This is a genomic window from Spirulina major PCC 6313, from assembly GCF_001890765.1.
GTDB lineage: Bacteria > Cyanobacteriota > Cyanobacteriia > Cyanobacteriales > Spirulinaceae > Spirulina > Spirulina major.
This window is the reverse complement of the sequence record NZ_KV878783.1, coordinates 1,588,083-1,609,098: the sequence shown is the minus strand read 5'-3', so window position 1 is coordinate 1,609,098 and position 21,016 is coordinate 1,588,083. Positions and strand designations below refer to the sequence as shown.

The window sequence follows — 21,016 nt, the reverse complement described above, 5'->3', positions numbered from 1 at the left end:
GAAGAACGGGATTTAATCTCAAATCTGGGCTGACAAAATCCGACTGCTTCTGTGGGGTGATTGTCTCGGATTTCATCCCCTTTGTTCGGTTGCCCACAGTGCCGTGCTGAGATACCGCTCTCCGGCACTGGGTTGAATGATCACCATCCGTTGGCCCTGGGTTTCGGGACGTTGGCCCCACTGCAACCCCGCCGCCACCGCTGCCCCCGTGGAAATGCCGCCCATAATTCCCTCCTCACGGGCCAAGCGTCGCCCCCAGGTGTAGGCTTCGGCTTCGGTGATGGGGATAATCTCATCAATTAAATCCGTGCGGAGGACATCGGGGATAAAGCCCGCGCCGATGCCTTGGAGGTTGTGCAGTCCGGCGGGTTTGTGGCTGAGGACGGCACTATTGGCGGGTTCGACGGCGATGATTTTGAGGGTGGGGTTTTGGCGCTTGAGGTAGCGACCGGCCCCGGTGAGTGTGCCGCCTGTGCCCACTCCGACGACGAGGATATCCACCTGGCCATCGGTGTCGCGCCAAATTTCGGGGCCGGTGGTGGTGTAGTGGATTTGGGGATTGGCGGGGTTGCTGAATTGTTGGGGGGAAAAGCTGTGGGGGATCGTGGCAAGGAGTTCGTTGGCGTGGGCGATCGCACCTTCCATATCCGCCTGAGCGGGGGTGAGTTGCACTTCTGCTCCGTAGGCTCGCACGATTTGTTGCCGTTCGTGGCTCATGTTTTCCGGCATTGTCAAGATCAGGCGATACCCTTTCGCCGCGCAGACCATGGCCAAGCCAATCCCCGTATTCCCGGAGGTGGCCTCGATGATCGTCGATTGTCCCGGTTGAATCAGTCCCGCCGTTTCCGCCGCCTGGATCATACTCACCGCGATCCGGTCTTTAACGGATTTAGCCGGGTTCATGCCTTCGAGCTTGAGGATCACCTCGGCGTGACAGCCGCAGGCTTGAGGGAGGCGTTGGAGGCGGACTAAGGGCGTGTTGCGGATCGTGGTGGTGATGTTGGGATGAATGGGCATCGGGGCAACTCCAAACGAGGATCAGGACGGCTTAAACAATCAGGAGCCAAAAATATGCAGCGGTAAAACTAACGATCAGCAGGATATGGGGCAGGGTGCTGAGGTGCGATCGCCCACTGATCCGATAGAGCGGATAAAGGCTAAACACGACCCCTAGGATCAGCGTCACCCCCTGGAGGAAGGCCGCTACATCACTGCTCCAGGTCACGCTCGGCCAACCCGCGCCACTGTAGCCCAAGGTGCGGGCTAAGACGGGCAAAATCTGGCCCGCTTCCATCAAACCAGCGGGGATGTAGTGGGCGAGATTGGCCGCGAGGGTGAGGGGTAAGTAGGCGTAGAGGATGGTTTGGGTGTTGGGGAGGGCGGGGTCGAGGCGGCGGGTGATCGCATGGGTCAGGGCGATCGCCACCGTGGGGATCGCGAGAATCCCCAGAGTGATCGGCAACGATAGGGCCAGATGTGCTGAGGAAAGATGAAGATTGGGAAAACCGAGGGTGGTGAGAATGCGATCGCTGTGGTGCATTCCCACCCCGCCCAACAACAGCAATAACAGCGCCCCTTCTGCCCAAAACCCCCGATGGGACTCCAGCAAATCCGTCGCCGGAAACCGCACATTCAACTGCACCGACCGATGGGGACAGGCCTTTAAACAGGTCATACACAACACACAATCGCGATTATCCTGCAACTGAGCCGGATGGGAATAGAGCGGACAGCCCCCCGTCGCTTGGCCTTCCGTCGGCAGTGCATCGGCGAAGTCCACCGGGGTCACATCGCCGCCCTTATAACAGCCAAAGGTATCGCACTCACTGCCACACACCGGCTGCGACGATCGCAACTCCGTGATCGCCAACTTCGCAAACATCCCATTCATCCCCCCAATCGGGCAGAGATAGCGACACCACAAGCGCCGCTCATAGATCACGCTACAGATCACCGCCCCCGCCGCAATGATGATCAACAGCCACGCCGACAGCGCAGCATGGTGGGGCAAATCCCAGAGTTTTTCCCAGAGATAAATCGCCACAAACCCCAGCCACAGAAACCATGCCCCCCAACGGTTGAGCCATTTCGTCGGCCAGGTGAGTTGCTGCCGAGGGAATAACCAGAGGGAGAAGCGTCGCACCCATTCCCCGGTAATCATAAACGGACAGACCGCACACCAGAGCCGCCCGACGATCGCAAAAAAGAAAAGATACCCCGGCCACCACCAGGCCCAAAACAGGTTAAGGGTGATACTATCGCCGCGCCCTTGGGGGCCAATCAAACCCGCCACCGTGACCGGCACAAACACCGCCATCATCACTGCCCAGATCGCGCCGGGATACCACCGACTGAGGAGAAACCGCCGCAGCCAGGGGTATTGATTGAGCAAGTCAATCCGAAAGCGGTTGCGATCGGACTGGACTGACCAGAGCACCTCTTCGGGGATTAGGGTTTGTTCCGGGGGGGTCATGGCGATCGCACGCTGCAAAATGGCCGCCAATTCCGCCACATTGCCCGGATAGTGGTAACTGATTAAACGACGTAGATCGGCCTGGTTGAGGGTGAGGCGGGGCCGAGCTTGGGCCTGGCAGAATTTGGCGAGGAAATGCTCGGCCAAAACGGGAATATCGGCTTTGCGTTGGGGGAGGGTGAAGAGTTTGATCCGATGGCCAGTGAAGCGGGGAAAATCGAGGGCGACGGGACTAGAGAGGATCACCCGTACCCAGGTTTGAATCGGGGTGGGCGGTTTGTTGGCTTGGGGGTCGGGGTTGGGGAGGACGGAACCGCTGTTGAAATACTGTTGGAGCCGATCGCGATCGCCCCGACTCAATAACTGGGCATTACTAATCAGCAACGTCCCCCGTTCGAGCAGCGTCAACACCCCCGCCTCAGCAGCCCCCCGCCCAAACAGCCCATCCGTATCCCGCTCCCCCCCCGATCGCACCGGCAGATCCACACAATCAACCTCGGCAAAGGGCCGACTCGCTAACCCCGATTGGGCATGAATTCGCCCGGCTAAGAAGGTTTTGCCGGTTCCCGGTGCGCCCTGAAAGATCACGGGCTTGAGGTCTTGGGCAGCGGCGGCACAGTGATCGCGGAGTTTTTGGGTGGCCTTGCTGGTGCCGAGGAGGGGTTGATCGTGGGGGATGGGGTGGAGGTAGGGTTGGAGGGCGGCGAACCGGGCTTGATCTTGGGCGGCATGGTGGGCCAGTTCCACAAGATCCCGCGCCAGGATCGTATTGAGCAGTCGTTGCAGGTCGGGACATTGGGCGCAGAGGTGGGTAAAGTCGGCGCGGGGGATGAACCAGAGTTCGCTTTTACTGAGGGCGATCGCACTCGTGGCATACCGATCATCTTCCTCACTCAACAGCGGCACATACCCAAACAAATCCCCCGCCCCGTGATACCGAATCGGCGATCGCCCCATCTGCACCGGTTGATAGAGTTCCACCGATCCCCATTTCAGGAGGTATAACCCAACCGGGGTTTGGTGGACATGGTAAATGGGCTGGTGGGGTTCCACGATCACCGTGACGCAGCGTTGGGCGATCGCGCCCAAGGTCGCCTCGCTCAATTGCCCCCAAAGGCGGTGAAAACTGAGCCAATCGAGATGTTCTGCCACCGTGGCCGCATCGGGAGGAGGGGCGGCCACGTCGGGCTGGAGGGGGTGCGATCGCCCTGGTTCAACACCACTGTCTAGGGTTGTGGGTGGATCGCTTGTTGTGGGGATGGATTGGGATTGATTCGGCATCAGGGTTGCATATCTCCTGGAAAATTACGTGCATGACCCGCCCACTTTCACCCTAGACCACTGGATGCCTCCTTGCGGCTAACGCTTCATAAGATTAAGGATTTGCCGCCCCCTTCACCGTCGGCAACCCTGCTTTTTGCCAGGCCATCATCCCCCCGGCAATGTTGATCACCTGTTGAAACCCGGCCCGCTGTAACTGTTGGGCCGCGATCGGGCTACGGTGGGCGGTGAGGCAAATGAGGGCGATCGCCTCCTCTCGTTCCTGCACCTTAAACCAGTCCGGCAACAGCCACCGCCACCCAAACCCCACCCCCATCACAATCCGGGGGAGGCTCAAATTCCGTGCCCCTGGTGCATGGCCGGAGCGAAATTCCACGGCACTGCGCACATCCACCAACAGTGGAGCCGGATCGCACTCGTTCAATTCACGGGGGGTTAGGGATGCGATCGCTTCGTTGGGCATTGTTTCGGTCACAGTCATCATGAAAACCTCTAATCTGTTCAACGTTGGTCTAGAGAACAAAACAAGGCGGCTGATGAAACTTAAGGAAATAATCCGGTAATTCCGTAATGCAAGCATCTTGCTCGCTAGAGATTTAGAGCCTTTTTCAAGGACCGGATTAAATGGTTAGCCTCCCTCAGCCCCTTGTTGTAAATCACAAAACTCGTGCCATAGCTCCGCCATGGCACGAAGCTCCAGCGGCTCTGCCGCATCGAAAAACCTAAACCCACCAGGGAGCCTCTCCCGTGCGCGGGTCAAGTTCCGTCCAAGGTGAAATCCAAATCTGTTCATCCCGTACCGCCACCTGCACCAACTTCAGAGGCAAGGGAGCCGGGCCGCGCACCACAGAACCATCTGGGGCATAGCGTGAGCCGTGACAGGGACATTGAAATTCTTGATCCCGTCCATTCCAGGGAAAAGTACAGCCGAGATGGGTGCAATTGTCCACAATTCCCATCCGGTCAAGACTGTGATCCTCTTTCACAATTAAATAGGTCGGTTCACCGGCCAAGCCCGCCACCAAGGCGCGGGAACCGGGAGCCTCGGCCAAAATTTGCGAGGCCGGAATCGGTTGCCCCAAGATATCTTTGGCCAACAGACCGCCGCCGTCCCCCGTTTCTGACGGGGGCACAAAAAAGCGAGCCACAGGATAGAGGGATGCGCCGGCGGTGACGGCAATCACGGAACCGGTCAAAAAGTTGAGCAGTTGTCGTCGCGAAACCGACGGGTGATCACCCGGTAATGCATTGCTATTGTCCATGGTTAAAAATCCTGAGTGTGAAGCGAATTAAAAATGGGAGCGGCGGCGGCGATCGCACCTCATGGGGCGATCGCATAATCAGCGGTTGTTCAAGGGCGGTGCATCAGAAGAGAAAGATGAATGCACCGCGTATCTAGGTCGTTGAGAATCGCCTGTCGATTCCTCAGACGGTGAGGCTTATTCGTGGGATTTTTGGGTATTGATGCCCAACAGACGATAGAGACCACAGAAGCCAAACAGGGCAGTAGCCAGCATCACTGCACCGCCAACCAGCAACAGAGTACCGACCCATGAGCCGCTATAGATCATTAAGCCCAAGGACAATAGCGTTGCCGCAATCATAAAACGGATCAAGCGATCCAGAGAACCAACATTAGCATTCATCATTCAAATTTTCAGCGAGTAACGATGAGCCGATCCATTCAGGAGATACTCTCTGAATTGCACGGCTGGGGAAGAAAACCGACAAACAAGGGGAAACCTATCCTTGTTTGCGGGGTGAAGAGTCAAGACGATGCTCTTACCCGTGGGAATCGGTATAGTGCTTTATGTTTCTTAACCTATCATATAACTAATTGGTTGTAAAGTGAGTTGATGAATCACGCCATCGGGTTCAGTCGTTAAAACACCAAGATTGCGATCGCATGATCCCGACTCTCTATACCCAAAACCCGCGTTGTGCTGTGGGACGCAAATCTTAAAATTTTTAGGGCTGACCCTGCGATCGCACGTTTCACCACGCTACCGTAAGCATAGATACTCACCCCCGCTGGGGTTTAGCTGGATACAAATGCTGATCCGATGTTTCCACAGAGTCCAATCGGGTCGCTGTTCAAATCCAGCCTGTATCCTCATGCTTCGGCAGACATTGTCATCCTGCTCCCAACTCCTATGGACTTTTTTCACAATACCGTTGCATTATCCCGTAGCCAATTTGCGCTCACGGCAATCTTTCATATGCTCTGGCCCGTACTCACGACGGGCATGGGCGTTTATCTGGTGGTGATTGAAGGGTTATGGCTGCGCACCCGCAAGCTGGACTACTACCATCACGCCCGTTTCTGGTCAAAACTCTACGTCCTTAACTTCGGCATTGGTGTAGCCTCCGGGCTGCCGATGGAATTTCAATTTGGAACGAACTGGGCCCCCTTTTCTGAAGCGGTGGGGGACTTTTTCGGCAGTATTCTCGGCTTTGAAGGGGCGATGGCGTTCATGCTCGAAGCCGGGTTTTTGGGAATTATGCTCTTTGGCTGGGGGCGTGTCCATCCGGTGATTCACTATTTCGCCACGATTATGGTGGCGTTTGGGGCGAACCTTTCCACCTTTTGGATTTTGGTGGCCAATTCATGGCTACAATCCCCGGCCGGGGGCGAAATGGTAGCGGGTAAGTTTATCGTCAGTGACTATTTTCAGGCGATTCTCAACCCGTTTATGGTGCGATCGGTGGCCCATATGTTTTTAGCAACCCTGGAAACGTCGCTGTTTGTGATTGGCGGGATTAGTGCTTGGTATGTGTTGCGCGATCGCCACACCGCTTTTTTTGGGCTGTCGTTGAAAATCGTCCTTGCGATCGCGATCGCCGTCACCCCCTTGCAAATCTACGTTGGCCACCTCAGCGCCGAACAAGTAGCCGAACGCCAACCCACCAAACTCGCCGCCATCGAAGCGAAATGGGACACCACCCCCGCCGGGGACACCGCCCCCTGGAGCGTCCTCGCCATCCCCGACCCTGACCACGGCCGCAACCGCTGGGAACTCAACATTCCCCAAGGCCTCGGCTATATTCTCGAATTCAAACCCGAACTGAGCCACACGATCCAAGGCTTAAACGAGTGGGACGCAGGCGATCGCCCCAAAATGATCAGCCTCATCTTCTACTCCTTCCGAATCATGAGCGGCATCGGCTTTTTCCTGGCAGGTTTGATGCTCATCAGTGTGGTGCAATGGCTGCGGGGTAAACTCAGCCCCGACACCATTGGCACACAAAAATGGCTCCTCCGGGCCTGGCTGTTTTCCGCCCCCCTGGGCTATCTTGCGGTGGAAACCGGTTGGATCGTGCGCTGTGTTGGGCGGCAACCCTGGACAATGTACGGCGAAATTCGCACCGCCGATGCGGCCACCAACCTCCCCCCCAGCACCGTCCTAGGCTCCCTGATCGCCTTTAGCGTTGTCTATACCCTGCTGCTGGTGGCAACCCTCTACTTCGGGCGGCGGATCATCCGCACCGGGCCCAACCTCACCCTACCCGCCCCCGATTTCGACACCCATCCCGCCGTTGATCCCACCCCCACGGAATTCATCCCCGATCAGCGAGCGGTGGAACTGCGACGCTAAGCGATCGCACCGGATCAACCCATTGATTTTACCTGCTCCTCCTCCTAGGAGCAGGACTTATCCCCATACTGGAACTACAAAACCCAATGGATGCCCTTTTACATTTTTTACCCCAAGTTTGGTTTGTCATTCTGGCCCTCTTTCTCTTCCTCTACATCATGCTCGACGGCTTTGATCTCGGCGTGGGCATTCTCTCCCTCACCAGTTCCGACGAAGAACGGCGGGGCATTTTAATGACCAGCCTGGGCAATGTCTGGGATGCCAACGAAACCTGGCTCGTCTTAATGGGCGGGGCCCTGTTTGGAGCGTTTCCCCTCGCCTACGGCACGATTTTAAATGCCCTCTATATCCCCATTTTTATCATGATTTTTGGGTTAATTTTTCGAGCAGTGGCCTTTGAATTTCGGGAACATTCGAGCCGGAAAGTGTTTTGGAATTTAGCCTTTGGGATCGGGAGTTTTCTCGCCGCTTTGGGCCAAGGTTTCGCCCTCGGTGCAGTGATTGAAGGGATTCCGGTGGATGCGGCGGGGCATTTTGTCGGCTCGATGTGGGGCTGGTTGGATTGGCGATCGCTCCTCGTCGCCCTCACCCTGATTCAAGGCTATGTCCTGATTGGCTCAACCTATCTCATTCTCAAAACCGAAGGCGCACTTCAAGAAACCCACTTCCGCACCGCCAAACTCGCCACCTACACCACCCTAATCGGCGCATTAACGATCACCGTCGCCACCCCCATCGTCTACGACACCATCCGCGATCGCCTCTTCTCCCCTCCCTTAAGCTACATTTTCGCCGCCATTCCATTAGTAGGAATTATCTTAGTGTGGCAACTCTTAAAAGGGCTGAATACGAGGAGCGATCGCACCCCCTTCATCTGGACAGTGTTAATCTTTTTGCTCACCTTCATCGGTCTAGGACTGATTATTTTCCCCTACATCATCCCCAACCAAATCACCATCTATCAAGCCGCCGCCGCACCCAGCGCCCTCGTATTTATGATTATTTTCATCGGCTTCCTCATCCCGGTGATGTTGTTCTACAACACCTATCAATACATCGTCTTTCGCGGCAAAGTGATCGAGTCAGCCTACGGCGAAGAATAAACCCCTTATCTATTCCGCAATGGTGCGTTAAAAGCCCTCTCCTGAGGGCTATCATCCATAACCCTCAAAGATGCAATCTAAGCCACCTCAACCCCCACTGTACAGAACACAGCCAAAATAGGGCTTTATCGTAGCTTTATCGTAGTGTCATGGCACAGCCAAAATAGGGCTTTATCGTAGGGTGGGTTAGGCGGATTAAAACCCCGTTATCACTGCAATTTAACAATCCGCCGTAACCCACCGATTCAGGTGTGCTGTGACTGCTCATCACGAGCTAATTGATCGTCCGTTCTAATGCCGACAGGTTAGGAATAATGAGCAAATCATGTTCCCGGCGGATTAGGTTTTTCTTCTCTAGTTTTGTTAATACGCGGGTGACGGTTTCCCGCGCCAAACCGCTGAGGCTGCTCAGTTCACGGTGGGGTAGGTTGGGAATCGCGAGGCCTTCTTTATTCTCTTGGCCTTGACCTTCGGCTAAAAATAGGATCGTATCCGCCACCCGTGACACACTATCCGCTTCCCGGAGACGGAGGCGGCGGTTGACTTGGCGGAGGCGGGTGGCCATTAATTGGGCGAGTCTTACCCCGGCCATGGGTTCTGATTGGATGAGGTCAACAAAATCTTGAGCGGGAACGCTGCTGATCGTGGTGGAGGTGAGGGTGATTACATCGGTGGAACGGGGTACTTCTTCGAGGGCTGCCATTTCTCCGAAGAGTTCTCCTTTGCCGATGATGTTGAGGGTGACTTCTTTGCCGTCGAGGTTGTAGGTTCTGATTTTGACCCAGCCATCAACGATGAAATAGACCGAACCGCCCCAGTCATTTTCGAGCAGGATAACTTGGTTGGAGGGGTGAGTCCGTGTGACCACATGACAGGTGGCTTTATTTAAGGCATCCTCTGGGAGACCCGCAAAAAACGGCACTGTTTTGATCAGCTTTGTAATGTCGGCATCTTGTTCGCGGGGATTGAATCGATCATCCATGAGGCAAGGGGAAGGTCTAATGTCGGTTCGGCAGGGCAATGATACTCGATTCTAGCTAAAGACCACACAAGTTCAGTGTCTTGTGTGTAAAAAGGGGATGATTCTGGCTATTTTTGTGGCAATGTAGCTGTATTAGTATGAGGAAAGGGTAGCATGGAAGGCGACCCGTTGCACTGACGGAATTGAGGGGCTGACCGTGACCATTTCCCAACACGAAATCCAAGCTCTGATTGCTGAGATTGACGATGTGCTGACTGTAACGGAGGCGGCATCGACGGGGGCAGGGGCGGCAGCCGTGACCCAGCGGGATCTTTTGGAAAAAATTCGCTGGATCTTGGGGGATTGGGGGCGAACGGTGGAGGTGACACCGTTGGCAAATCCGCCGCTCCCACCGCAGGATCAGACGACGGCGGATGCGATCGCTCAATCGGTGATCGCTCAGATGAATATTCAGCGATCGCAATGGCTCCAACCGCTGCAATTGGAACTGGAAACCTTGCGCCAGCAGCGGGAATCCTTGGTGCAAGAGATTCGCCACCTGGAGACTCACCAACGCCAACTCACCACGGATTTTCTCAATGCACTCCTGAACCGTTGTAGTGATGGCCTGCGCCAGGAGTTGGCCCAGGCATTGGATCGGTGGCAGGGTCAGGTTGTCCAGGCTTTGCCGGGGTCAGGGGAGGCGGCGGCCCCGATGCAGCAGTTGGAATGGTTGGAGCAGTTGCGATCGCTCCAGGGTCAATCGGATCAACTATTCCGCAGCCTTGACAGCACCTTTCAACAGGTGTTTAGCAGCCTGGAACAAGATCTTAAAGGCTATCAAAAATCGCTTCTCCAAGGCATCGAAAACATCCACGCCCTGGGGCAATATAGTGAAGCCCTGTTCCATCAACACCACAACCCAGAACTGACCTACAGTTTGCCCCAACCCCTCCAACTTGACCCGGCTCCCACTCCCGCCCCCGGTCAACCACCGCTCCAACTCACCCATGGCGCAACCCTCCCGCCGTTCCCTGGGGTGGACGGGCCGGAACGGAATGCGATCGCTCTGTTGTTCGACGATTTTTTCGATCCCTCCCCGCCGTCCCCCTCCGCGCCCAATGTGCAGGCGATTCCCCTCCCCACTGACCCGACCCCGGTGCGATCGCCCCAGGAAGCCACGCCCCCGGATACCGATTGGGAAGATTGGGACGAGCACCTCTTTAACTCCGATCAGTTCGCCACATCGCCCACGGCCGCCACAGCCCCGCCCGTGGTGCTGACGGTGTCAGCACAGGACCTGATCGCCCCTTCGGTAACCGAGCCGGATGCGGATCTGCTCCCTGCGCCGCTGGCGGATGCGGAACTGTTTGGCGGCTTGCATGATCCGGCCACAGAGACTCCGGAAGCGTCGCTCTGGCTGCCGGTTGATCCAGAGGCGATCGCGGCTACGGTGGAAACTATTCTTTTTGAAAACTACGCCCCCGTTGAAGCTGACCCCCTTCATCTCGAAGCCCCCTTAGCAGAAACCGCCGCGATTCCCACCCTCGAAGATACGATCGCCTCTCTCAATGACCTCCTCGCGCAAGTCTCCGATCAGATTGCCCATACTGCCCCCGACGAGGACGAACCCGAAACCGGCTATCATATCGCCCCAGGGGAAACCCTCTTAGAAACCGCCGAAATCAGCACCCAAAACCACAAGGATATTGAAGAGGCACTTTCGCCGGAAACCTTGCAGCAGTTGAGCGATGATCTGATGCGGTTTGAAACGGGCGACCAGCCTGAGGCGACGACGGCAACGCCCACCGCTGCGGCTGTGACCGTAGAACCGCCATCGCCAGAATTGGAACCGCCCCCCACCCCAGCCGAGGTGATGCCAACACCGGATCAGCCTGAAACCGTTGGGGCAGTGGATGACCCAGAACCCTCCCCAACATCCGCTGCGAACATCGTCACACCCCTCCCTGGAGCAGCAGAGATTCTCGTTACCCCTGAAGCACCGGACGAGCCAGAGCCTGCCGCCCCGATCTTGGATGATTTGGGGATTGATGCGATCGCTTCTCTCACGGATTTAATGATCGACGAGACCCCCGAACTCGATCCGTTTGTTGTGCGCGAGACCCCCGCCCCAGAAACACCATCGGCCAGTGGTTCTAATTCTGAAGAAGAATCCGAACCCAGTACCGATCCCATTAATGAAGCGGAATCCGTCCCAGGAGATCCTGATCCTGAAGCAGAACCCGAACCCAGTGCTGATTCTGCGATCGCAGCGGAATCCGTCACAGATGATCCCGATCCTGAAGCAGAAGCAACAGAACCGCCAACCGCATCAACTGCACCCGATGCCGAACCGGGTACATCTCCCGTCGTACGGCTGCAACCCATTGCCCGCCCTGCGCCCCCTACCCAGGATGCGCTAGAACCAAACCGGCAACCCGTCACGAGTCTAGACGACTCCACCACCGAACTCGCTACCATTCCCCAACAGGATGTGCTCAAATCCTTAGAAGATATTATTTGGGTGGAGGACTTAGAGTTAGACAGTGGGGATGATTTTGTTGATCCGTGGAAACCGGCTAATGGCCAGCCTGCATCAAATTCCAAGACATCGTCCGGATGAACAACAGTGAACGCCCTCCCTTAGGGGGCACAGGAACATGGTATTTGGGGCTTGCGATCGATGCGCAGGGCTTAACTGCCGCATTGTGGCAGCCGGGACAGACCGCCCATCCATTCCGGTGGCAGGAGCAGGGCGAAACTCAAACCCATTTGCCGTTGTGTGCGCAGTTTTTCACGAAGACCACGGCCGAAGACGGTGCGCAATTGATTTTGCGGGTGGGGCGAGAGGTCACCGCGACAACTCCCCCCACACAACACCTCTACCTGGAACAGTTTCACACCTATCTCCAACGGGCGATGCCGTTTTATAGCCGCAAACAGCGGCAATGGTTGCCGAAGGTGTATGTGACGGGGGGGAAACAGATGCCGCTCCATTGGTTGCAGCGGGCATTGCAGCAGGTGTTGCGTCAATTGCTGCCGCAGACGGTGCGATCGCCCCTGGCCGCCGCCGGACTCCCCCCCAACCAATTTTTACAAGCAATGCACAACCTCGCCGGGGTGGTGATTACCCAGCCCCTCGCCTGGGGGGCTGCGGCTCGGTTTAATTGGCGCGAGGCCGTGGTGGGGGCGGGGTTGGTGCAACATCCTGAACAAATCTTTTTCACCTCAGCCCCGACGGCGGTGGCCCTGCGGTCGGAACTGCCCCCCGCCACGCCCACCCTGATCATCACCAGCCAGGGCACGAGCACCGATGTGGCGATCGCCCTCCCCCAAGGCCCCCTGATCCAAGACACCTGCCCCTACGGTTATCAAGACATTTACGCTGATATTTTCTACCAACTTCTCTATCCCCAATGGCTCCCCGCCCATGACTTTCTCACCACCATGACCTGGGATATGCCCTGGCCGGGATATCCTGACCGACAACGGCGCGATCGCGCTGCGGCCGCCCTCCAACGCCACGCCATGGGTGCAATGGTCATGACCGTAGCCACCCGCGTCGCGCAACTCCTCTGCCATCAACCCACCTTCACCACCCACCTCGGCGATCAACCCTGGACGGTCAGCCGCGCCGATCTCCAGGCCAAAATCCTCACCCCCTGGTTTGATACCCTCAACACCACCCTCAACGATGTCCTCAGCACGGCGGGTGTGACAACGACACAAATCACCCGCCTCCTCTGGCACGGCCCCCTCTGTCACTACGGCATGCCCGAACTCCAAGCCCAATTAGCCTGGAAATTTCCCAACGCTCAACTCCAAGCTGTGACGGAAGAACTGGCGAGCGGTGCGGCTCAGTTGGCGCGTCATCCGGTTTGGTGCGATCGCTTTCGCCACCAATACGATGATCTGTTTCTCCTCGCGGAAATCCTCCGCCTCAACCCCCACCAACCCATGACCCTCAAAGCCCTCAGCCAAGCTCTCCAACGGCGCGGCGTTAACCTCACCGCTGATCGCAGTTCCTCCGCTCACCCAGAACAACGGCTACAAGCCCTCCTCGAAAATCAATTTCCCCCCGGTTTCATGCCCACCCCCACTGACCCCTGGATTGTCGAAACCAGTCACGCCAGCCTCGAATATCAAGCGATCGCCGCTGCCCCCCTGTTCGATCTCGCTCCCGATGGCAATGGCTACTGCCTCAACCCGATCCAAGCCAAACGACTACGCCAATACTTCACCCTCCTCCTCACCCAAACCACCCAAAAACTCACCGATCCCCTCAGTTTCCCCTTACGTTCCCTCCTTCCCTTGGGGTAAAAAAAACGGCAAGGCCGCTGATAGCAGATTGCGAAATCATGAAACACCCAGCAAAGTCCCTCGACCGGCTTGGGCTACTGCTGATCCATAAGTCGATTTCAAGTTCCAAAACCCTCGTGATTCCCCCCAGCCCCCCTTAAAAAAAGGGAGGAGCCGCTCAAAGTCCTCCTTTTATGAAATTTAAGGAAATAATCCGGTAATTCCGTCATGCGAGCATCTTGCTTGCTAGAGGTTTAGAGCCTTTTTCAATGACCGGATTAAACAGTTAACCTCCATTTAAGGGGGATTGAGGGGGATCTTTGTCCCTTGTGTTGATGGAAACCGCTATAGAATCACCCCAAGAGTCGGAATATTATTACTCAGAAGAAATTGAACTTCATACAAAACTTATTTTCATCAACAATAATCTACGCTTAAATCAAAGATAATGCTTGGAACATAAACCCTGAACTAGGATTGCTTGAAAAGGATTTATCCTTCTTTTAGAATAGATGATTTAGGATGGATCATTAAATCGGGTGGGTCTCTTTTGATCTTGCAAAATCAATAGACATCGCTGTCATTGAGTCTTTCAGAAAACGTATTCGTCAGGATTCACACGTTAGAAATCTGCAAAAATCCTATGGTTTTAGAACGTTTTGATTGTGTTGTTCAATCTTGTGGGACTAAGGTGGCGATCGCTTGCCAAGACCAAACCCTCACCTACACCGAGCTAAATCACCAGATTAACCAACTGGCTCAGGTGCTACTCAGGCACGGAATCCAGCCTCAGGATCGTGTGGGTTTGTTTCTAGACCGGGGTTTAACTCTGGTGGTGGCCCTGCTGGCCCTGTTGCGGATCGGTGCAGTCTATACCCCCCTTGATCCTGCCTATCCCCAAGACCGTCTCAATTTTATGGTGGCCGATGTTCAGCCCCGGTGCATCGTGACGACCCAAGCATTACAGCCACGCCTGGCCACCCGCGTCCCCTTCGTTCTTTGCCTCGATCACAATGGGTTGACGAGTTCAGCCGGTGACCCGACGGCTCCGGCCCTGGCTCCCCTCGACCCGAAAGCCTTGGCCTACATCATGTACACCTCCGGATCAACGGTTGACTTACTCCCCCGTTTAGAAAACGGGGGATTCTGGGATCAAACAGCAATAGCAGGCAACGCCTGTCTGACATCACCTAACCCAATGGCTGAAGCCCCAGCCACTTTAATATTCATCGCCGCATTCTCATCCCGGTCATTCTCTGCCGAGCAACTGGGACACCGCCAATGGCGAGTCTCTAAATCCAGATGCTCCAAAATATGACCACAACTTGAACAGGCCTTGCTCGAAGGGAACCAGCGGTCAACATAGACCACCCGCTTCCCCTTCTTCGTCGCCACCCACTCCAGGATTTGCAGAAACTCCCGAAACGCCAAATCACTCACCTTACGCCCCCAGAGCCGCTGCATCGCCTTGAGGTTCAAGGTTTCAAAACACAGCACATCAAACTGATTCGTCAGTTGATGGGCTAACTTCCAGAACCAGTCCCGCCGTCGATGGGCAATATCTTCATGCTTGCGGGCTAAGTTCAATCGGGCACGTTCTCGATTCGCTGAACCCTTTTGCTTACGGGACAACTCTCGACTCGCTTTGCGAACTGAGTTAAGTGACTGCTTGAAGAACAAGGGGGCATCAATCTTGAATCCCTCAGAACAGGTCAGAAACGTCTTAAGTCCAAAATCAAAACCAGCAATGTTACCTGTCTCGGTTTTGACTTGGGGTTCTGACAGGGTATCTACCGTGACAATCATGAACAGTTCTCCCAAGGGAGTTCGTTTAATCGTCACGGTCTTGACCTTGCCCTCAATGGGGCGAGAGTTCCAATATTGATAGACTTTGTTCCCAATCCTGACCCGGTTGCCACCGAGGAATTTGTACCCAGCTTGCTTGAGGGTGAAGGATTTGTACTTTCGGGTCTTCTTAAAGTTTGGCAGGCGAACGCCTTTTTTGTTGTGTTTGAAGAACAGTTGATAGGCTTTCTCAATTCGTTGGCAGATATCCTGTACGGCTTGAGAACCCACCTGCAACCACCAGGGGTTCCGTTTCCGAAGCTTGGCGATGTGTTTTTGCAGTCGGGCGCAGTTCAAGTGCTTGCCCCACATTCGGTAGTACCGTTTGTGGAGGGCAACACAATGGTTGTAGATACGCCCTGCGGCATTGATTGTCCGCTTGAGGTATCGATTCCGCTTATGCTGGTAGAGCTTGAACTTGAGCGTTTTCATGGTTGCTATGATACCTCGGTATCACGGCTGAATAAATTCAGCCCTTCGCTTATATCCCCCGTTTGGAAAACGGGGGCTTTACGCTTTACATTCGTAAACCGAAGGGGGTGCAGATGCTGCGTCGGAGTGTGGATTATTATGTGCAAGCTGTATCTTCGATTATTCAACCCACGCAGGAGGATATCTATCTACACACGGCCTCGTTTTCCTTTTCCTCTTCGGTGCGCCAATTGCTCGTCCCCCTCAGCCAAGGCGCGACAGTCATTTTAGCCAATAAGGAACAGACGCGAAATCCCTTGATGCTGTTGGACTTGATCAAAGCCCAACAGGTGAGCATTTCCGATACGGTGGCTTCGGTGTGGCGATCGCTCCTCCAATCTGTCAAATCCCTCGCTCCCGCCGCTCGACAAGATCTCCTCACCAACGATCTCCGCCTCGTCTTGCTGTCGGGGGATGTCACCCTCTGCCCCACCCTCCACGCCATCCGCCACGACCTCACCAGCCACCCCGATGTGATCAACATCTACGGCCAGACGGAAACCGTGGGAGTCTGCGCCTATCCTGTGCCTCGCGAGTTTGATCAACAGGAGGGCTATTTACCCGTGGGCTTTCCCTACCCCCACAACCGCACCTATATCGTCAATGAAGCCCTGGAGCGGGTCGCACCGGGGGAGGTGGGAGAACTCTGGGTGGCGGGGGGTTGTGTTTCGGCGGGCTATCTGGGGCGACCGGAGTTAACGGCCCAGCAATTTATTCCGAACCCCTGGGCCGCCGAGGAAGACGATCGCGACTATCCCGGCTTGTTTAATCGCCTCTATAAAACGGGAGATCTGGCGCGACAGTTGCCGGATGGGGCGCTGGAGTTGCGGGGGCGATCGGATTTTCAGGTGAAGTTACGGGGGCTGCGGATTGAATTGGGGGAGTTGGAGAGTGAATTGGAACAGTTGCCGCTGGTGAAAGAAGCGATCGCCCTTGCCAAAGAAGACCCGCACCAAGAAACGCGCTTAGTCGCCTATGTGGTGTTGCAACCCGATGCGCCAGACTTGAGCCTGCGGGATCTAACCCATCAGATTCAAACCCAATTACGGGCGGAATTACCGCTGGAATGGGTTCCCTCGTTGATTGTGCCCTTGGCCGCCTTGCCCTTGACCCCGAACGGGAAGCGCGATCGCCTCGCCCTCCCTGATCCCGATTGGGGCGGCATGAGTTTAGGGGCCGATGCCACGCCGAGCGATGATCCCACAGAACAAACCCTCCTCACGATTTGGACGGCACTGTTTGATCTTGTCCCCAATCGCCAGGATGATTTCTTTGATTTGGGGGGACATTCCCTGCTGGCGGTGCAACTCTTCGCCCAGATTGACCACGCATTTCAGCGCAAACTGTCCTTGAATCACCTCCTCGCCCATCCCACCCTTGCCGATTTGGCCGCCTATCTCCGCGACAGTCCGCCAGAGGAACAGTCTACCCTGCTGGTTCCCTTGCAGACCCAAGGCGATCGCCCCCCCTTGTTTTGCATCCATGCCGTAGGGGGCGGGGCGATGTTCTATCAAGCCTTGTTGCCCTACCTCGCACCGGATCAGCCGGTCTACGGGATTCAAGCGCGGGGCTTTGATGGCATTGAGCCACCGTTAGATCAAGTGGAAGCCATGGCCACGCTGTATCTGGAAACCATTCGCCAACAGTATCCGGATGGGCCGCTGTATCTGTTGGGGCATTCCTTCGGGGGGTTGATTATCTATGAAATGGCGCAGCAGTTACGACAACGGGGGGAAACGCCGGGACTCGTGGCGATGATCGATACGAAAACCCCGGCGTTGATGCAGGCCCCTCGATCCTGGCGGCAAACGGTGAAAACCACCGCTCGCAATCTATGGCTGATGAATGCTGACGAGCGCATCGGGTATCTCAAAAAGACCCTGACTTGGTTTTATCGGAAACGGCAAATGAAGCGCGATCGCATCTATACCGAAACGCTCAAAGCCCAAAATGTTAACCTCCGGATGCTGAATGTATTGCAACCCAACTACCACGCTCAGGACAGCTATCAGCCTCAACCCTATGATGGGGATGTAGTGGTATATCGGGCCCAACTGCAATCCCCGCGCTCTGCCCACAATCCCACCTTAGGCTGGGGTGATCTGGTGCAGGGAAAAATCACCGTTCACGCGATGCCGGGGCGACACCTAACCATGATGAAAGAACCCCATGTGCAAGCCCTGGGTCAGCAGATCAACGCCTCACTGCGGACATTGTCGTCAGCAAGAATATGCTCATGATCTCTAGCAGGCTCTTCTCTCTTAAGTGAGGAGTAGTGAGGAGTTAGGATTTAGGGGTTAGTGCAGTTAAACGTTTCTTCTCCCTTCTCCTAACGGTGCTCCCTGGAATTCTCCTGGATTAGAGACGGCACATTGACCCCTGATCATTGATAATGGGCAAAGTGTTTAAACTGTGTTAACCGAATTAACCCTGTCTACTGAGTTATGCGAACCCATTACTGCGCCGATCTGCGAGCCACCAATCTTGATCAAACTGTGACCCTCTGCGGCTGGGTGGATCGCCGTCGGGATCATGGCGGAGTAATTTTTATTGATTTGCGCGATCGCTCCGGTGTGGTGCAGATTGTCAGCGACCCTGAACGCACCCCAGAGTCTTACAACGATGCGGAAAAACTGCGTAATGAATATGTGGTGCGCATCACCGGCCGGGTGAGCCAACGGCCCGCCGATTCGTTGAATCCCAAACTTCCCACGGGGGAAATTGAAATCTACGCCGATCGCATCGAACTCCTCAACGCAGTACATCAACAATTGCCCTTCCAAGTGGCATCGAGCGATACGGAAACGGTCAAAGAAGAATTGCGCCTCAAGTATCGCTATTTGGATTTGCGGCGCGATCGCATGACTCAGAATTTACTCTTGCGTCATGCGATCGTCAAAGCCATGCGCCGCTTCCTCGAAGATGCGGAAAACTTCGTCGAAGTGGAAACCCCGATCCTCACCCGCTCCACCCCCGAAGGCGCACGGGATTACCTCGTCCCCTCCCGCGTCAACCCCGGCGAATGGTACGCCCTGCCCCAATCGCCCCAACTGTTTAAACAAATGTTGATGGTGTCCGGGTTCGATCGCTACTACCAGATCGCCCGCTGTTTCCGGGACGAAGATTTACGAGCCGATCGCCAGCCGGAATTTACCCAGTTGGATATGGAAATGAGCTTCATGGGCCAAGAGGAGATCCTCGCCCTCAATGAAGCCTTAATCTGCCATATTTTCAAAACGGTGAAAGGGGTGGAGTTATCGCGCCCCTTCCCGCGCCTCACCTATGCCGAAGCGATGGATAAATACGGCACCGATCGCCCCGATACCCGCTTTGGGTTGGAGTTGGTGGATCTGTCGGAACTCCTGAAAAATTGTGGGTTTAAGGTGTTTACCAGTGCGGTGAAAAATGGCGGCAGCATTAAAGTGTTGCCGATTCCGGGAGGCGATCGCATCTCCAATGTGCGGATCAAACCCGGTGGGGATTTGTTCACCGAAGCCACGATCGCCGGAGCCAAAGGGATCGCCTATGTCCGCGTCCGGGAGGGTGGTGAAATCGACACGATCGGCGCGATTAAAGACAACCTCACCCCAGAACAAAAAGACGAACTCCTCCGCCTCACCCAGGCCGAACCCGGAACCCTCCTCCTCTTTGGCGCAGGGGATACCGCCACGGTAAATAAATCCCTCGATCGCCTCCGGCAAGTGGTGGGCGAACAGATGGGACTGATCGACCCGGATCAAGTGAATCTGCTCTGGGTGACGGATTTCCCGATGTTTGAATACAACGCCGACGAAAAACGCCTCGAAGCCCTCCACCACCCCTTCACTGCGCCCCATCCTGACGACATCGACGACCTCACCACCGCCCGCGCCCAAGCCTACGACTTGATCTACAACGGCATCGAAGTGGGGGGCGGCAGTCTGCGGATCTATCAGCGGGACGTGCAAGAGCAGGTATTTACCACGATTGGCCTGGGTGAGGAAGAAGCGCGGGCGAAGTTCGGGTTTCTCATGGATGCGTTTGAATATGGCACGCCGCCCCACGGCGGGATTGCCTACGGGTTAGACCGTTTGGTGATGCTCCTGGCGGGTGAGGATTCGATCCGCGATGTGATTGCCTTTCCGAAAACCCAACAGGCGCGATCGCTCCTCACCGATGCCCCCGCTGGTGTGGATGACCAACAACTCAAAGAACTCTACGTGGCTTCGACTTACGATCCCGACAAGGACTAGGGTTCGGCGGTTAGATGTGTTGACGCGGGCGATCGCCACCATCCATGGAGCTGCTCGAATAGGGCGCGATCGCTCCTCACATCTCCCACAGGGTAGTCGGTTTGGACGAAGTAGCCTTTGAGGGTGAGCCAGCGGGTTTGGGGTTTGCCCTGATCTGTGGTGACGTAGCACAGTCGCGTCCGATAGACCCAGCGCGATCGCTTCGCTCCCTCTTCACGGATGCGCTGCCAGAGGATATCTGCGATCGCATCCCGTGGCAACCATAGGCAGTTATAGCCGTCCAAATTATCAATCAATCGCGCCACCAGTCCTTGCTCTAGCAACACCAGCCCAAAACCATGGTCACCGCGTCGCTGCCATCGGTGCGCTTGCCAAGTGCGAACGAAAGATGAGCCTGCATCCCAGGCGACCCAGGCAGAATACACCAGCAACACCCCAATCAACCCAAATAGCCCCACCATGATGGCCGTTTCCACCGCGTTTTGCTGTTGCACAGTCCGAAAAAAACGCCCATAGCTTTCGGGTGCTCGTATCCATTGATTTATAAAGGCGATGGGTAAGGTCAAGGGCGGCAGGGCATAGATTAACAACCACAGCGGCAGCAGCAAAATTTGGGTGAACCAGTCTACGTTCACCGGCAAAAACTGCCCCGGCAGATAATGTGCCGACCCTTGCCGAAATGCCAACTGGTACGGATCGGGTAGGGTTTGGAGGGAACAGAGGCCGGGGGGTGGAGTTCTGTCTGTTCTCATCAG

The 21,016-nt window shown here is 55.7% G+C and carries 15 protein-coding genes and 1 pseudogene; 7 read left to right on the top strand and 9 right to left on the bottom strand.

Annotated features, from left to right (window positions below; all coding sequences use genetic code 11):
• Positions 1–72 precede the first annotated feature (72 nt).
• The 6 genes from cysK to SPI6313_RS23395 all read right to left on the bottom strand — a co-directional run bounded on the left by cysK (position 73) and on the right by SPI6313_RS23395 (position 5,780).
• Positions 73–1,017, bottom strand: coding sequence for a cysteine synthase A (gene cysK, locus SPI6313_RS06915; protein WP_072620340.1), 945 nt, complete (start codon positions 1,015–1,017; stop codon positions 73–75).
• Positions 1,018–1,048: 31 nt separating this feature from the next.
• Entirely contained in the window at positions 1,049–3,754 is a 2,706-nt protein-coding gene (locus SPI6313_RS06910; protein WP_084668928.1) for a cyclic nucleotide-binding domain-containing protein, read from the bottom strand.
• A 94-nt stretch (positions 3,755–3,848) separates the two neighbouring features.
• The gene (locus tag SPI6313_RS06905) at positions 3,849–4,238 is read right to left on the bottom strand and encodes a rhodanese-like domain-containing protein (protein WP_072620339.1); all 390 of its coding nucleotides are present in this window, start codon (positions 4,236–4,238) and stop codon (positions 3,849–3,851) included.
• Between the two features lie 238 nt (positions 4,239–4,476).
• Entirely contained in the window at positions 4,477–5,016 is a 540-nt protein-coding gene (gene petC / locus SPI6313_RS06900) for a cytochrome b6-f complex iron-sulfur subunit (protein WP_072620338.1), read from the bottom strand.
• Between the two features lie 177 nt (positions 5,017–5,193).
• On the bottom strand, positions 5,194–5,400 hold the full coding sequence (locus SPI6313_RS06895; RefSeq protein ID WP_072620337.1) for a YgaP family membrane protein: 207 nt from the start codon (positions 5,398–5,400) through the stop codon (positions 5,194–5,196).
• 236 nt (positions 5,401–5,636) lie between these two features.
• Positions 5,637–5,780, bottom strand: a complete 144-nt coding sequence (locus SPI6313_RS23395; protein ID WP_175551084.1) for a hypothetical protein — start codon at positions 5,778–5,780, stop codon at positions 5,637–5,639.
• 127 nt (positions 5,781–5,907) lie between these two features.
• Between SPI6313_RS23395 and SPI6313_RS06890 the strand changes: the two genes are divergently transcribed.
• Together SPI6313_RS06890 and cydB are read left to right on the top strand one after the other, a co-directional pair.
• Positions 5,908–7,350 carry a cytochrome ubiquinol oxidase subunit I gene (locus tag SPI6313_RS06890; RefSeq protein WP_072620336.1) on the top strand — a complete coding sequence of 481 codons (1,443 nt, stop codon included), beginning with the start codon at positions 5,908–5,910 and terminating at the stop codon, positions 7,348–7,350.
• A gap of 86 nt (positions 7,351–7,436) precedes the next feature.
• The gene (cydB, locus tag SPI6313_RS06885; protein ID WP_072620335.1) at positions 7,437–8,453 is read left to right on the top strand and encodes a cytochrome d ubiquinol oxidase subunit II; all 1,017 of its coding nucleotides are present in this window, start codon (positions 7,437–7,439) and stop codon (positions 8,451–8,453) included.
• Between the two features lie 274 nt (positions 8,454–8,727).
• Here the strand turns inward: cydB and SPI6313_RS06880 are convergent, their stop codons facing one another.
• The gene (locus SPI6313_RS06880; RefSeq protein ID WP_072620334.1) at positions 8,728–9,435 is read right to left on the bottom strand and encodes a Crp/Fnr family transcriptional regulator; all 708 of its coding nucleotides are present in this window, start codon (positions 9,433–9,435) and stop codon (positions 8,728–8,730) included.
• 196 nt (positions 9,436–9,631) lie between these two features.
• Between SPI6313_RS06880 and SPI6313_RS06875 the strand changes: the two genes are divergently transcribed.
• From SPI6313_RS06875 to SPI6313_RS25350, 3 genes and pseudogenes are all read left to right on the top strand, one after another.
• The gene (locus SPI6313_RS06875) at positions 9,632–12,037 is read left to right on the top strand and encodes a ribonuclease E domain-containing protein (RefSeq protein WP_072620333.1); all 2,406 of its coding nucleotides are present in this window, start codon (positions 9,632–9,634) and stop codon (positions 12,035–12,037) included.
• Positions 12,034–13,734, top strand: coding sequence for a hypothetical protein (locus SPI6313_RS06870; protein ID WP_072620332.1), 1,701 nt, complete (start codon positions 12,034–12,036; stop codon positions 13,732–13,734). Before SPI6313_RS06875 ends, SPI6313_RS06870 begins: the two co-directional genes overlap by 4 nt.
• Before the next feature lie 622 nt (positions 13,735–14,356).
• Positions 14,357–14,812: pseudogene (locus tag SPI6313_RS25350) on the top strand (AMP-binding protein); the annotation flags it as partial.
• A gap of 53 nt (positions 14,813–14,865) precedes the next feature.
• On the opposite strand, the gene SPI6313_RS06860 reads toward SPI6313_RS25350, so the two are convergent.
• A complete protein-coding gene (locus SPI6313_RS06860; RefSeq protein WP_072620330.1) occupies positions 14,866–15,990 on the bottom strand; it encodes an RNA-guided endonuclease InsQ/TnpB family protein in 1,125 nt (374 codons plus the stop codon).
• 107 nt (positions 15,991–16,097) lie between these two features.
• Between SPI6313_RS06860 and SPI6313_RS06855 the strand changes: the two genes are divergently transcribed.
• Positions 16,098–18,269: an alpha/beta fold hydrolase gene (locus tag SPI6313_RS06855; protein WP_281248450.1), complete on the top strand. Its 2,172-nt coding sequence runs from the start codon at positions 16,098–16,100 to the stop codon at positions 18,267–18,269.
• Between the two features lie 204 nt (positions 18,270–18,473).
• Positions 18,474–20,261 carry an aspartate--tRNA ligase gene (gene aspS, locus SPI6313_RS06850; protein WP_072620328.1) on the top strand — a complete coding sequence of 596 codons (1,788 nt, stop codon included), beginning with the start codon at positions 18,474–18,476 and terminating at the stop codon, positions 20,259–20,261.
• Here aspS and SPI6313_RS06845 read toward each other — a convergent pair.
• Entirely contained in the window at positions 20,258–21,013 is a 756-nt protein-coding gene (locus SPI6313_RS06845; RefSeq protein ID WP_072620327.1) for a hypothetical protein, read from the bottom strand. The two genes, aspS and SPI6313_RS06845, sit on opposite strands and share 4 nt — an antisense overlap.
• Positions 21,014–21,016: the final 3 nt, after the last annotated feature.